Raw genomic sequence first — 13,308 nt, 5'->3', positions numbered from 1 at the left:
ATCAGTTCCCGAACAGTCGGTTGCGCAGCGCAATGGTGGATTCGTAGGTGGTGCGGTAGCGACCGTCACGGGTGCTTCCCGGCGCGAAGCCGACGCCCAGCGCACGCGGGTAGTTGACCGCGTCCGTCGGTGCTTCGGCCTGCGAACGCGCCGGGCTGCGGGCCAGCACGCCCACCTGGACCTGGCCGACGCGGCGCCACTGTGCGGCACCGGTGGCGTTGGCATCGCTGGTGACGCCGCTGGCCACCGCCTGCATGGTGATGTTGCCGGCCGGCGGCGCGGTGGCGCTCATCACCGTGGTGCTGTCGAGGCCGAACAGCAGCTGCAGGCTTTCGATGCCTTCGACAAGCTCTTCCCTCACGTCATAGCTGTTGTTGCCCGTTGAGCGTGCGCGCATCAAGGCAGGCTCACCCGACACTGAAGTGCCCACGTAATAGACCACCGATTCGGCGCGGTAGATCATGGTCTGGCCGGTGGGCTGTACGGTGAAGCGGTTGAGGTTGGTCGCAGGCGCGTTCACGCTGCCGGCCGCGTACGTGCCCCGGAATACGTTGGCATGGCTGCAGTCCGCTACACCGAACAGGGCGGGCGTGCCTACGCCGCCTTCGGTCAGCCGCGTGCCAGCGCTGGCATTGAAGCCGACGACGCTGTCGGTAGCGGCGGTCAGCGCGGTGACCGGCACCCCTTCGGCGGCAAGATAGCGCAGCACCAGGATGTCGCTGCCACCACGTGGATTCAGCGCGGAGATCGCGGCCGGCAGCCCGGCCGCACCCGCCCAGGTGTCGCCCAGCGTCAGCTGGCCGCCCGGCGCGGTGCTTGGGGCCTCATAGCCCTGGATGCTGACACTGAAATCCAGCGGATGGCCAGAGCCGGTAGCGGGCCCGGTGGTGATCACCGGGTCGCCCTCGCCTTTCACGAAATGGGCCTGGTCGTTCACGCAGCCGAAGTGACCGGCCATGCGGATGTCACGCTGCAGGAACTCGATCGCGAAACGACCGTTTTCCTGCGCGCGCGCATTGCCTTCGGCCAACCGCGACGCAGCGCGCGAGGCAGCGAAGATCTGGATCACGCCCAGCATCAGCACCAGGCCGATGACCATCGCGATCATCAGTTCGATCAGCGACAGGCCGGCTGCGCGACGCGCGGCAGAGCGTGCGCGCCTCACAGCTGCGACACCAGGGTGAAGGTGGTCCGCCCGTCAGGGTTGGCGGGGTCCCAGCGCTGGTCGCCCCAGGCGATGCCCACGGTGACCTGGCCATTGGCGTTGACCACCGTGGCACTGGCGCCTTCGCCGAGGGCCTGCACCACCTGGCACTGCCAGCGGGTGATGTTGTTGTTCAGCGTCACCGCCGCGCCCAGGGTGCGCGTGCAGCTGGACGCCTGGACGGTGCCGGCGGCGAAGGCGGCATTGGTATACCAGCCGGCCTGGTAGCGGTTGCTGCGCATCTGGTCGAGCAGGTCATAGGCCAGGTTGGTGGCCTGGGTGCGGTAGTTCGAACTCTGCACGAAACGCACGCTCATGGTCTGCAGCATGGCGAAGCCGAGCAGGCCGAAGGCGAGGATCAGCACCGCCACCAGCACCTCGATCATGCTGAAGCCACGCTGGGCGCGTGCGAACGAAGGAAGACGACGGCTCATTGGCAGGCCCGCTTGGTGGAATTGATCTGGCCGGCGGCGTTGATGTCCAGCTGGCGGCGAAGCGCTTCGCCTCCGCACGACGTCGGCTGCAGGGTCAGCGACTGGGCGGCGGCGGCACGGCGGCGGCCGCGGTTGTCGAAGGCGATCACGGCGGTGCTGGGCCCGCCGCTGGTCAGCGAGTCGGTCTTGACCGGGATGTAGCGCAGGATGGTTTCACCGGCCTGGTAGGTACCGTCGCCGTTCACGTCGGCCCAGGCCAGCATGCCGCGCGACCAGTTGTTGTCGCACGAGGTTCCGGTGGCGCTGCCGCATACGCCGCCGCCGCGCTTGTTGCGCACCGCCTCACTGCGCGCCAGCGACAACAGGGCGGTCATCTCGTTGCCGGTGGCCGCGACGCGGTTGGAACGGATGGTGCTCTGGAAGCTCGGGAACGCGATGGTCGACAGGATCGCCAGCACGGCGACGGTGACCATCAGTTCCAGCAGCGTGAAGCCCTTGGACAGGCGAAAAGACATGGGACGCTCCCCAGCGTGATGTCGGCACGATGAGGCAGGCCTGCGCCCCCCGCAAGGGGGTGCAGGACGAACGGTCATTCGGGGGCGACAAGCGTCAAAAGATCGGCGCCCCAAGGGGTGGCGGCTGACGGCCAGCGGCCGTCACTACCGGTTGTCACCCACCGCGGAAACGGCGGACGGCCAGCGGCCGTCTCTACCGGTCGTCACCTGCTGCGGCAACGAGTGACGGCCAGCGGCCGTCACTACCCTGCATGGCGATCGGTCAGGCCAGCACCTGGTAGCACGGCTTGTATTCGCCGGAAATCTTCATCCGGCGCTGGTCGACGAAGGCGCGCAGCAGCGCGTCCAGCGCCTGCATCATGTCGGCGTCGCCATGGATCTGGAACGGACCGGACTCCTCGATCCGGCGCATGCCGTCTTCCTTCACGTTGCCGGCCACGATGCCGGAGAACGCGCGGCGCAGGTCGGCCGCCAGCGCATGCGGGGCACGGCCGTGGTGCAGGTCCAGCCCGGCCATGGCTTCATGGGTGGGCTCGAACGGCTGCTGGTAATCCCACGGAATGTCGATGGACCAGTTGAAGAAGAACGAATCCTTCGCCGCCAGCCGATGTTCGCGCACCTGCTTGATGCCGGCCGACATCTTGCGCGCCACCGCCGACGGATCGCCGATGATGATCTGGTAGCGCTCGGCGGCCGCATCGCCCAGGGTCAGGCGGATGAAGCGATCGATCTGCTCGAAGTACGGCGCGGCCACGGTCGGGCCGGTCAGGATCAACGGGAACGGCAGGTCCTTGTTCTCTTCGCGCAGCAGGATGCCCAGCAGGTACAGGATCTCCTCTGCCGTACCCACGCCGCCGGCGAACACGATGATGCCGTGGCCGATGCGCACGAACGCTTCAAGCCGCTTTTCGATGTCCGGCATGATCACCAGGTGGTTGACGATCGGGTTCGGCGACTCGGCCGCGATGATGCCCGGCTCGGTCAGGCCGATATAGCGCGTCACCGTCCGGCGCTGCTTGGCGTGGGCGATGGTGGCGCCCTTCATCGGGCCCTTCATCGCACCCGGGCCGCAGCCGGTGCAGATGTCCAGCCCGCGCAGGCCCAGCTCGTAGCCGACCTGCTTGGTGTACAGGTATTCGTCGCGGCCGATCGAATGGCCGCCCCAGCAGACCACCAGGTTGGGGTCACCCGGGTTGAGGATGCGCGCATTGCGCAGCAGCCCGAACACGGCGTTGGTGATGCCGTCCGAAGATTCCAGTTCCGCCGCGTAGGCCGGGCCCATTTCGATGGCCATGTAGGCCAGGTCGCGGACCACGGCGAACAGCAGTTCGGCCACGCCGCGGATGATCTCGCCGTCGACGAAGGCCATCGCCGGCGCGTTGGCCAGGTCGATGCGTACGCCACGGTCCTGCTGGGCGACCTGGATGTCGAAATCCGGGTACAGGTCACGCGCCGCGCGCGGATCGTCCGAGGCACTGCCACTGGTCAGCACGGCCAGCGCGCAGCGGCGCAGCAGCTCGTGCATGCCGCCACCGGAGGCATCGCGCAGGCGCGCCACTTCCGCCCGGGACAGCACATCCAGGCCACCGCGCGGATAGATCCGCGCGTCCTGCACCGGCAGCGTACGTGCCGGCTTTTCAATCGTCGTGGTCATGTCCAACGTTTCGCTTCCTTCAAGGTGTCCGACTGTAGCGCTGCCCCCATAAAAAAGAAAACGGCCGGGTTTCCCCGGCCGTTTCCGTTCACATCAGGTACCGCTACCGATTAGAACTGGTAACGGAAGCCCAGCTGCAGCGACCACTGCGAGACACCGGCGTCGAAGCCGTCGGCATCCTGGTTGGCAACGCTCGGCTTGTCAGCGCCGGTGAAGTTGTACACGTACTTGTCGTTGTAGATGCCCTGCAGGGTGGCAACACGGCTGTTGGCGAAGAAGCCGTAGTCGTAGATGTTGCCCCAGTCCTTGTTCAGCAGGTTACCCACGTTCTGGATGTCCAGCCAGATCTCCGACTTGTGACCCTTCATGAAGCCCGGCAGCTGCTGGCTGATACGGATATCGAAGGTGTTGATCCAGCCGCTGGTGAACTTGTTGGCCGGAGCCGAACCGCCAGCGTACTTGGCCAGGTCCGGGTTGGCGGCAAGCCAGTCGAAGAAGCTCTTCTCCATGGCCGCATCCGGGCTGAAGGTGCCGTTGGCGTTGAGCGCACCGAACAGCACGTCGCCACGGTTGGGCACGTAGAACAGGTCGTTGCCGTTGCGGCCGTCGCCATTGGCGTCGTTCGCATAGATGTAACTGAACGGACGACCGCTGCGGCCTTCGTACACCAGACCGACCTTGGTCTCGTAGTCGCCGAAGAACTTGTGCTTCCAGTTCAGGCTGCCCGACAGGCGGTCACGGATCTGGTAACGCGAGGTGTTCAGCAGTTCTTCGTTGGCGTTGGTGGCGTACTGGTAGCCCCAGCCCGAGCTCGCGGTGGAGCTGGTCAGGCTGCCGACTTCTTCAGCGTCGGTGTAGGTGTAGGCCAGGCTGTAGGACCAGTCGCTGTCCGGTGCCCACGGCTTGCTCAGCGACACGGTGAACTGCGACGTACGGCCCTGGTCGGTATTGTCGATCAGGTACACGTTGTCGAAGCCAGCGGCGGTCTGGTAACGGGCGCTGCCGGTGTTCCACGGCAGGCCGACGCGGGCCGGGTTGTAGTACAGCGTGCGGCCATCCGGGCCGACCAGGTTGCCGCTGCCCAGGTTGAGGTGCTGGTAGTACAGGCCATCCTTGACCTTGGTGACCAGCAGTTCAGCCGAAGCGACCAGGCCATTCCACGGCAGTTCGTGATCCAGGGCCAGGTTGGCCTTGTAGATCGACGGCAGCTTGAAGTCCTTGCCCACGAAGTTGACGTTCTGGCGCGCCGAACCCGGGGTGGTCGGGACGGGCTGGTTGTCCTTGTCCGGGTTGAACGGCAGGGCCGGGTTGTAGCCGCCGGTCAGGTTGTAGGAGGTGTAGTTGAAGCCGGTGGTGGAGTAGCTGTTGCTGATCCACACCTGCGGCGAATCACCCTGGAACAGGCCCACGCCACCACGCAGCTGGGTCGGACGGTCGGTGTCGAAGGTGTAGTTGAAGCCCAGGCGCGGCTGGATCAGGAACTTGCTTTCGAAGACCTTGCTGTTGTCCAGGCCGAAGGTGTTCAGGGCGGCCTGGTTGAACTGCGGCGACGGGCTGGTGTCCGGACGATCGGCGCGCACGCCCATGGTCAGGGTCAGGTTGTTGTTGACGTACCAGGTGTCCTGCACGAACAGGGCCAGGTTGCTGTACTCGTAGTCAGCGGCGATCGAACCCGGCGCGGTTTCCTTGGCCAGGTTGTAGGTCTGCCAACGACCGGCGGCGAAGTTGTCCAGGCCGTAGAAGGTGTAGGTGCCCCACGAGTTGGCGCCGTAGTAGTTGTAGATGTCGTTGGTGTCGTACGACGCGCCGAACTTCAGGTCGTGGTCGCCCATCGTCAGGGTACCGGCAGCGTAGTAGTTCCACGCCTTGGTCTCCAGGATGTTGTCCTGCGAGTTCACTTCCGTGCCCAGGTACAGCGAATCGCCTTCCGGGGTGGTCGCGTTGCGCGGGAAATAGATGCGGATGCTCGGCGCGTCGGTGGACACTTCACGGATCGCCGAGTACTCGCGGTACGACGCCTTCAACTCGGTCGAGAAATTGTCGCTCCAGTCGCTGAACAGCTGGGCGACGTAGCTTTCGTTGGTCTTGACGTGCTGGTACCAGTACGAGCTCAGCGACGCGGTGGACGTCGAGTTCATGCCGTTGATGCGCAGCTTGTCCTGCTCCAGCTTGCTGTAGCGGAAGTTGGCGCGGTGGTTGTCGTTGATGTTCCAGTCGAGCTTGATTGCGTACTCTTCCAGCTCGGTATCGGCATTGCTTTCGATGCCGCCGGCATCGAAGCCGTACACGTCCTGCGCGATCTGCTGCGCACGGGTGACGTCGGCCATGCTGTAGTTCGCGCCCGCCTTGCCCAGCGCGGTGCCCGACAGATCAGCGCCCGGCGCGGCCTGCTTGAACTTCTCGTAGTTGGCGAAGAAGAACAGCTTGTCCTTGACGATCGGACCACCGACGGTCACGCCGTAGGTTTCTTCCTTGGTGAAGCCCTTGAACGGCTGGCCTTCGGGGTTGTCACCGAACCAGTCGCCGTCGCGGTAGGTGCCGTACACCGAACCGTGGATTTCGTTGGTACCGGACTTGGTCACCGCGTTGACGGTCGCACCGGCGGCAGCGGCGATGCTGACGTCGTAGTTGGACAGGTTGATGTCCAGTGCTTCGATGGCTTCCATCGCAACCGGCTGGCGACGGGTCGGCATGTTGTTGCCTTCCAGGCCGAAGGTGTCGCTGGCCGACACGCCGTCGATGTTGATCGAGTTGAAGCGCGGGTTCTGGCCACCGGCCGAGATCGAGCCCGAGGCGCGGTCGATGAAGGTCACGCGCGGGTCAAGGCGCATCAGGTCCTGGATGTTGCCGCCGATCGACGGCGCCATCTCGATGGTTTCCTGGCTGAGGTTGGTGCTCGAGCCCATCTTGGTGGTGCTGAACACTTCCGAGCCACCGCCCACGGCGACGACCTGGACCGCGTCCAGGTTGGTGGCGGCGAGGTCGCCGGCCAGCGTCGCGTTGATGGTGCCGGTCTGGTTCACGCCCAGGTAGACGCCATCTTCGGTCTTGGTGCCCTCACCGGCCTTGGTGATGGAGATCGTGTACGGACCACCCACGCGCAGGCCGCGCGCGTTGTAACGACCCGCCGCATCGGTCGTGGCACGCGAAACAGTGCCGGACTCGGTGTGGGTGATGATGACTTCGGCGCCAGCGACAGGCGCACCGGCGGAAGAGACGACCTGGCCGCCGACACCGGCAGAGGTGCTCTGGGCAAAGGCGGGAGCGGCAGCAAGCACGGTCAAGAGGCCAAGGGTGAGCTTGGACATCCGGAGAGTGTGGTTCATCTAGGGTAGCCTCGATGGGAGTTGGCGATGGCGGATAAAAAGCGCATCCAGGCAGCCTTGCGGGCGGCTGCTCGGATAGTTATCTGGGGTTCCCAACCGTGAACGGCAGCTGCCGCAACGGTTAACAATAGATTAACACGGTACGATCCGAATGTGACGGTAGTGCGACAGAAGCGGCCTGATCGCAACCCAATCGTGACGGTTCCTTCACTCCCCGTGAAGGTTCGGCTCACAAATCGGGCTATTCAGGCCTGACGGCCTTCACGCTGCCGCGCCGCGTCAAGCCTTCCTGCGACAGTAGGTGCACTGCCTCGGCGGCCGCCAACCCGGGCCCGCCGGCCACATCATCCTGGTCCAACGACCACGCCCGCGCGCGCAGCGCCGTCCGCATCGGGGCCGGTTGCAGCCCGGCAACGCGTACCGGTCCCTGCTTCAATTCATCATGCAGGCTGGCCAGCAGCCCGCGCAGCCCATGCTGGGCCACGCCGTAACCGCCCCAGTAAGCCGCCCCGACCCGTGCCGGGTCGTCCACGCAGAACACCACGGCGGCATCCTCGCGCTGCTTCAACAACGGCAGGCAGGCCTGCACCAGCAGCGCCGGCGCGGTCAGGGTGACATGCAGGGAGCGGGCGAACGCGGCCGGTTCGGCCAGCTCGAACGGGGTCAGACCCGGGAAATCGGCGGCGCAGACCAAAATGCCGTCCAGACGCCCCAATTCGGCCTGCACGCGGCTGGCCAGTTCGGCGAAATCATCCGGCGTGGCGCCTTCCAGGTCCAGCGGATACAGCAGCGGCTCCGGTCCGGCCTGTTGCACCTGGGCGTAGACGCGATCAAGCCGACGCGGCTTGCGCCCGAGCAGGATCACCGTGGCCCCGGCTGCCGCGCAGGCCACCGCGGCAGCGCTGCCCAGCCCGCCACCGGCGCCGACCACCAGGATCACCCGGCCCTCGAGCGCGCCGGCTTCGGCGTCAGGCAACGCGGCCAGGCTCATGCAACCGAGGCTTCTTCGACGATGCGCTTGAGTTCGCCGGCTTCGAACAGCTCCATCACGATGTCGCAGCCCCCGATCAGCTCACCGTGCATGAACAGCTGCGGGAACGTCGGAAGGTTGGAAAACCGCGGCAGGTTGGCGCGGATCTCGGGCTCTTCCAGGACATTGATGGTGCGCAGGGATACCGCTCCGGCGGCCATCAGGGCCTGTACGGCGCGGCTGGAAAAGCCACACATCGGGTATTGGGGCGTACCCTTCATGAACAGCACGAGGGGGTAACGATCAACTTCGGCCTGGATCTGCTGCATCACTGCCACAACCACACTGCCTCCTGGATGGGCGAATCCGACCGCGACGGTCGGCTAGACTTCCCACAGTAGTCGCCATTGTAAGCCGATGGAACCGGCCACCGGCATCCTCCTCCTTTCCCTTATCGCCTGCCCATGGAACTCACCGACCTTCCCTACTCGCCCGGCGCCCTGCAACCCCATCTGTCCGAACGGTCAGTGGCGCTGCAGCATGGACAACACCAGCGCGCGTGCGTGGATCAGGTGAATGCGCGGATCAGCGGGACCGAATGGGAAGACGCGCCGCTGGAGCGGATCGTGCGCGAAAGCCAGGGCGCGCTGTTCGAAGCCGCCGCCCAGGCCTGGAACCTGCAGTTCCAATGGCAGTGCCTGCGGCCGCGCGGCGGCGGCGATCCGGTGGGCCGGCTGGCCGACCGGGTGAAGCGCTGCTTCGGCGATGCCGCCAGCCTGCGCAAGACGTTCAATGACGCCGCGCTGGGCCTGTTCGGTGCCGGCTGGGCGTGGCTGGTGCTGCATCCGGACGGCAGCCTGGCGGTGGTGGTCACGCGCAACGCGGCCACGCCGCTGACCAGCCACAGCGTGCCGCTGCTGGCCTGCAATCTGTGGGAACACGCGTATTACCTGGATTACCAGAACGACCGCGCGCGTTACCTGGACGCCTGGTGGAAGGCGGTCAACTGGGAATTCGCTGCGGAGCAGCTGCCGGGGTGAATGACGGCCAGCGGCCGTCACCCACCACCCAATGACGGCCAGCGGCCGTCACTACCGGCGAAGGACGGCCGTCACTTCCGGCTGTCAGTCGCGGATCACGCGCGCAGGGCCTGGACGGCCGGGGCTACCTGGGCCTGTCGACCCAGCGCTTGGCCTACCTGCTCCAGGGCCGACGCGAGCGCGGAGGCGTCGTCGTCGCGCAGCGTGGCATGGCCGACCTTGCGACCATCACGCGACTGCTTGCCGTAGTCGTGCCAGTGGCCACTGGACTGCGCCAGCACCGGCACCGGGTCGGGCATCGCGCCGATCCAGTTGAGCATGCAGGCATGCCCCACCATCCGGGTATCGCCCAGCGGCAGGCCCAGCACCGCGCGCAGGTGGTTCTCGAACTGCGAGGTCTCGCTGCCTTCGATGGTCCAGTGGCCCGAATTGTGCACGCGCGGCGCCATCTCGTTGGCCAGCAGTTCGCCATCGCGGCAGAACAGCTCCAGCGCGAACACCCCCACGTACTGCAGGTGCTCGGCCAGGGTGCGGGCATAGCCGATCGCCGCCTGCTGCTCGGCATCGGACAATCTGGCCGGCGCGACACTGGCCGACAGAACGCCATCGACGTGCCAGTTGCCGGTGACCGGATACGCCTGGAAGCTGCCATCGCGGCCGCGCACGGCGACCACGCTGACTTCGCGCTGGAAGGCGACGAAGCCTTCCAGGATCAGGCCGGTCTTGTCGACCTGCGCGCCAAGTGCGTCCCATGCCGCATCGATGTCGGCCTCGCTGCGCAGCCGGAACTGCCCCTTGCCGTCATAGCCCAGGCGGCGGGTCTTCAGGATGCACGGCAAGCCGAACGCAGCCACCTTTTCCGCCAGCTGCGCGCGGCTGGTGATGTCGGCGAACGGCGGCAGCGGGATGCCCAGCTGCTGGAACAACGTCTTCTCGCTCAGCCTGTCCTGGGCCACGGCCAGTGCCGACGGCGGCGGATACACCGCCACCTGGTCGGCCAGCCACTGCGCACTGTCGGCCGGCACGTTCTCGAAATCGAAGGTGACCACGTCCACCTTGGCGGCAAACGCAGCCAAGGCCTGGCGATCATCGAACGCGGCCACGGTCAGCGATGCCAGCGGTCCGCCGCAGGCATCGGCAGCCGGATCGAACAGCTCGAAGCGCAGACCCATCGGCGCACCGGCCAGGACCATCATGCGGGCCAGCTGGCCACCGCCCAGGATGCCTACCGTCCTGGTGCTCATTGACGTGGATCGTCGTGGGCCATGACCTCTTCGGTCTGGCGTGCGCGGAAGGCATCCAGCGCCGTGCCGATGGCCGGCTGGTCACTGGCCAGCATCGCCGCGGCGAACAGCGCTGCGTTGGAAGCACCAGCATTGCCGATGGCGAACGTGGCGACCGGGATGCCGGCCGGCATCTGCACGATGGAAAGCAGCGAATCCATGCCGTTGAGCGCCTTGGACTGCACCGGTACGCCCAGCACCGGCACGGCGGTCTTGGCGGCGATCATGCCCGGCAGGTGCGCGGCGCCACCGGCACCGGCAATGATCGCGCGCAGCCCGCGCGGACCGGCCTGTTCGGCGTAGTCGAACAACACGTCCGGGGTGCGGTGGGCGGAAACCACCTTCACTTCGAACGGAACACCCAGGGCTTCAAGCTTCTGGGCGGCGTGCTGCATGGTCTCCCAGTCGGAGCGGGAACCCATGACGATGCCGACGAGCGGCGCGGATTGGTTGGGGGTCATTGGCCGTCACCTGCCTTAAAGACGTATTCTAGCCGTCTTCCACGCAAGACGAAGAACCATGGATCGCAAGCTGCTTGACCTGCTGGTATCGCCCGACACCCGCCAGCCCCTGTCCCTGCTGGATGCCAAGGGCCTGGAAGCCCTCAACCGCGCCATCGGCGCCGGCACCGTCAACAAGGCCGACGGCAATCCACTGGCGCAGCCGCTGCGGCAGGCGCTGGTCACCCGTGACCGCAAGCAGGTGTTCCGCCTGGACGACGGCATCCCGGTGCTGCTGGCCGAAGAAGCCATCGCCACCGCGCAGATCGCGGACTTCCCTTCCGCATGAGCACCGCCGCCGCGGGCGCGTTGATCGCGCCGGACCCGGCGCAGGTCGCCGCCGACGTGGCGCGTGCGCTGGCTGAAGACATCGGCAGCGGTGATGTGACCGCTGCCCTGCTGCCCGACCATGCCGACAGCGCCTACCTGCTGTGCAAGCAGGACGCGGTGATCGCGGGACGCCCCTGGTTCGACGCCACCCATCGTGCGCTGGATCCGCAGGTGCGCATCGAGTGGCAGGTCAGCGAAGGCCAGGCCGTCGCGGCCGGCACCGTGCTGGCCCTGCTGCACGGGCGCAACCGCTCGCTGGTCAGCGCCGAACGCACCTCGTTGAACTTCCTGCAGACCCTGTCCGGCACCGCGACGATCACCGCGCGTCATGTCGCCGCGGTGGCCGGCACCGGCACCCGCATCCTGGACACGCGCAAGACCCTGCCCGGCCTGCGCCTGGCACAGAAGTACGCGGTGCGCTGTGGCGGCGGCGACAATCACCGCATCGGTCTGTTCGACACGGTGATGCTGAAGGAAAACCACATCCGCGCGGCCGGCTCGCTGCCAGCCGCGGTGGCCGCCGCGCGCATGCTGTGGCCGCAGCTGCCGCTGGTGGTGGAAGTGGAAGACCTCGATCAGCTGCAGCAGGCGCTGCAGGCCGGTTGCGAGCGCATCCTGCTGGATGATTTCCCGGCCGCGCTGCGCCGTGAAGCGGTGCGCCTGACCGCCGGGCGCATTCCGCTGGAAGTGTCCGGCAGCGTCGGCCTGGACGGCCTGCGCGCGATTGCCGAAGACGGCGTGGACTGCATTTCCATTGGCGGCCTGACCAAGCACGTGCAGGCCATCGACCTGTCACTGAAGCTCGGCCCGCCGCCAGGCTGAAAGGGGTCAGAGTCCGGATCAAAGTCCCTGCCCTGACGCCTGACTCTGCCCCCTTTCAGAAACGTGAGCCGGCAGGTGCACCCGTTTTTCACGTGCACACTGAGACGCTGCGCGCATCCCCCTTCTGCGGAGCACCGCATGCGCCGGTTGCTGCTTGCCTGCCTGTTGCCTTTCTCCGCGCTCGGCCTGTCCAGCGTCAGCATCGACGCGGCGGCAGCCGAAGCCTGCGATGTGCCGCCGCCCTATGGCCTGACTCCGTTGGCGCTGTCGATCCGCCAGACGGCCTGCAATGAGCATCGCCTGTGGTTCCGTCCGTTCATCGACCGCGAAGGGCGCGCCGCCAGCCTGGCGGTGACCGAAGCAGAGAATGAGCACCTTGCCGACAACGGCCTGATTGCCTGGCAACGCGTATCCGGCTATTGGCGCGACAGCGGCACGTTGAATGCGATGGGCGCCATCCCCGGCGCCAGCAGCTGCATCGCCCCGTTGGGATCGCGTTACACCGACAGCGACTGCCGCGCCTTCCTGATCGACAACCCCTGGTCGGCCGCCTTCATTTCCTGGGTGATGGTGCGCGCCGGGGTTCCCGGCTTCAACGCCTCCCCGCGCCACATCGATTACATCCGTGCCGCCTACAACGGCGCATCACCGTATCGTCTTGCCGATCCCGCAGCGGAAAAACCCGCGGTCGGCGACCTGCTGTGCTTCCTGCGTGACCGCCGCGAGACCCTGACCTACACCGGCCTGGTGCAGGCGCTGGGCAACGGTTCGGTGGGCCACTGGAAGTCGCACTGCGAGGTGGTGGTGTCGGCCAACATGGGCGGCGACCGGACGCTGTACCTGGTCGGCGGCAACGTGCTCAATACCGTGGCAATGCGCATGCTCATGCTTGATCGCAGCGGCCGCATCGAACTGCCGACCAAGCGCGACGCCGAGCCGGACGGGATCGCGGCGACGTGCACACCGGGACGCGAAGAGGAGTGCAGTTTCAACCGGCAGGACTGGGCGGCGCTGTTGAAGCTCACGGCGGCGGCGCCGATGCGGGTTCCTTTGGCGGTGGCTGCACCTGCGGAGTGAGGGTCGAGCGGGTGAGACCCCCTCGCGGGTAGCTGATAAAGCGGCGACTGGGGTGGGCCGGGCGGGGAGGCTATGCGGGGCACGCGCAAGTACGTCCGTGTAGCTCTTCGCGGCTCCTGCCGCTCAAGGCCCCGCATAGCCTCCCCGCCCGGC

At 66.6% G+C, this 13,308-nt stretch carries 12 protein-coding genes and 1 pseudogene; 4 read left to right on the top strand and 9 right to left on the bottom strand.

Features of this window, described 5'->3' with window-relative positions; translation table 11 throughout:
• Position 1: 1 nt before the first annotated feature.
• From RTX79_RS16500 to grxD, 7 genes are all read right to left on the bottom strand, one after another.
• The gene (locus RTX79_RS16500; RefSeq protein ID WP_312684832.1) at positions 2-1,165 is read right to left on the bottom strand and encodes a PilW family protein; all 1,164 of its coding nucleotides are present in this window, start codon (positions 1,163-1,165) and stop codon (positions 2-4) included.
• A complete protein-coding gene (pilV, locus tag RTX79_RS16495) occupies positions 1,162-1,638 on the bottom strand; it encodes a type IV pilus modification protein PilV (RefSeq protein ID WP_192083878.1) in 477 nt (158 codons plus the stop codon). Before pilV ends, RTX79_RS16500 begins: the two co-directional genes overlap by 4 nt.
• A complete protein-coding gene (locus tag RTX79_RS16490; RefSeq protein ID WP_312684828.1) occupies positions 1,635-2,153 on the bottom strand; it encodes a GspH/FimT family pseudopilin in 519 nt (172 codons plus the stop codon). The genes pilV and RTX79_RS16490 overlap by 4 nt, the downstream gene beginning before the upstream one ends.
• Before the next feature lie 262 nt (positions 2,154-2,415).
• Positions 2,416-3,807 (bottom strand): nucleotide 5'-monophosphate nucleosidase PpnN, encoded by a 1,392-nt coding sequence (ppnN, locus tag RTX79_RS16485; RefSeq protein ID WP_057508695.1) that lies wholly within the window; start codon positions 3,805-3,807, stop codon positions 2,416-2,418.
• Positions 3,808-3,917: 110 nt separating this feature from the next.
• Positions 3,918-7,115 (bottom strand): TonB-dependent receptor, encoded by a 3,198-nt coding sequence (locus RTX79_RS16480; protein ID WP_123699399.1) that lies wholly within the window; start codon positions 7,113-7,115, stop codon positions 3,918-3,920.
• 259 nt (positions 7,116-7,374) lie between these two features.
• On the bottom strand, positions 7,375-8,124 hold the full coding sequence (locus RTX79_RS16475) for an SDR family NAD(P)-dependent oxidoreductase (RefSeq protein WP_312684827.1): 750 nt from the start codon (positions 8,122-8,124) through the stop codon (positions 7,375-7,377).
• Entirely contained in the window at positions 8,121-8,441 is a 321-nt protein-coding gene (grxD, locus tag RTX79_RS16470; protein ID WP_042614176.1) for a Grx4 family monothiol glutaredoxin, read from the bottom strand. The genes RTX79_RS16475 and grxD overlap by 4 nt, the downstream gene beginning before the upstream one ends.
• Before the next feature lie 120 nt (positions 8,442-8,561).
• Here grxD and RTX79_RS16465 point away from each other — a divergent pair, with 120 nt between their 5' ends.
• Positions 8,562-9,143 carry a superoxide dismutase gene (locus tag RTX79_RS16465; protein ID WP_312684913.1) on the top strand — a complete coding sequence of 194 codons (582 nt, stop codon included), beginning with the start codon at positions 8,562-8,564 and terminating at the stop codon, positions 9,141-9,143.
• 95 nt (positions 9,144-9,238) lie between these two features.
• Here RTX79_RS16465 and RTX79_RS16460 read toward each other — a convergent pair whose 3' ends face one another.
• Together RTX79_RS16460 and purE are read right to left on the bottom strand one after the other, a co-directional pair.
• A complete protein-coding gene (locus RTX79_RS16460; RefSeq protein ID WP_312684826.1) occupies positions 9,239-10,387 on the bottom strand; it encodes a 5-(carboxyamino)imidazole ribonucleotide synthase in 1,149 nt (382 codons plus the stop codon).
• Entirely contained in the window at positions 10,384-10,887 is a 504-nt protein-coding gene (gene purE / locus RTX79_RS16455) for a 5-(carboxyamino)imidazole ribonucleotide mutase (protein WP_057508690.1), read from the bottom strand. The genes RTX79_RS16460 and purE overlap by 4 nt, the downstream gene beginning before the upstream one ends.
• Positions 10,888-10,945: 58 nt before the next feature.
• On the opposite strand from purE, the gene RTX79_RS16450 reads away from it, so the two are divergent.
• The 3 genes and pseudogenes from RTX79_RS16450 to RTX79_RS16440 all read left to right on the top strand — a co-directional run.
• Positions 10,946-11,215 carry a Trm112 family protein gene (locus RTX79_RS16450; protein ID WP_042614172.1) on the top strand — a complete coding sequence of 90 codons (270 nt, stop codon included), beginning with the start codon at positions 10,946-10,948 and terminating at the stop codon, positions 11,213-11,215.
• Positions 11,212-12,078, top strand: a complete 867-nt coding sequence (gene nadC / locus RTX79_RS16445) for a carboxylating nicotinate-nucleotide diphosphorylase (protein WP_312684824.1) — start codon at positions 11,212-11,214, stop codon at positions 12,076-12,078. Before RTX79_RS16450 ends, nadC begins: the two co-directional genes overlap by 4 nt.
• A gap of 138 nt (positions 12,079-12,216) precedes the next feature.
• Positions 12,217-13,140 (top strand): annotated as a pseudogene (locus tag RTX79_RS16440) (DUF2272 domain-containing protein); the annotation flags it as partial.
• Positions 13,141-13,308 lie beyond the last annotated feature (168 nt).

Source organism: Stenotrophomonas chelatiphaga (assembly GCF_032054965.1).
In the GTDB taxonomy this organism is placed as follows: domain Bacteria; phylum Pseudomonadota; class Gammaproteobacteria; order Xanthomonadales; family Xanthomonadaceae; genus Stenotrophomonas; species Stenotrophomonas chelatiphaga.
Note: the sequence above shows the minus strand (reverse complement) of the source record. Positions and strands in the feature narration are given on the sequence as shown.

Bases quoted from the DNA above. Each gene is read 5' to 3' on its own strand.
- RTX79_RS16480 (WP_123699399.1), bottom strand. From the start codon at position 7,115: ATGTCCAAGCTCACCCTTGGCCTCTTGACCGTGCTTGCTGCCGCTCCC.
- RTX79_RS16450 (WP_042614172.1), top strand. From the start codon at position 10,946: ATGGATCGCAAGCTGCTTGACCTGCTGGTATCGCCCGACACCCGCCAG.
- nadC (WP_312684824.1), top strand. From the start codon at position 11,212: ATGAGCACCGCCGCCGCGGGCGCGTTGATCGCGCCGGACCCGGCGCAG.
- ppnN (WP_057508695.1), bottom strand. From the start codon at position 3,807: ATGACCACGACGATTGAAAAGCCGGCACGTACGCTGCCGGTGCAGGAC.
- purE (WP_057508690.1), bottom strand. From the start codon at position 10,887: ATGACCCCCAACCAATCCGCGCCGCTCGTCGGCATCGTCATGGGTTCC.
- pilV (WP_192083878.1), bottom strand. From the start codon at position 1,638: ATGAGCCGTCGTCTTCCTTCGTTCGCACGCGCCCAGCGTGGCTTCAGC.
- RTX79_RS16475 (WP_312684827.1), bottom strand. From the start codon at position 8,124: ATGAGCCTGGCCGCGTTGCCTGACGCCGAAGCCGGCGCGCTCGAGGGC.
- RTX79_RS16490 (WP_312684828.1), bottom strand. From the start codon at position 2,153: ATGTCTTTTCGCCTGTCCAAGGGCTTCACGCTGCTGGAACTGATGGTC.
- RTX79_RS16460 (WP_312684826.1), bottom strand. From the start codon at position 10,387: ATGAGCACCAGGACGGTAGGCATCCTGGGCGGTGGCCAGCTGGCCCGC.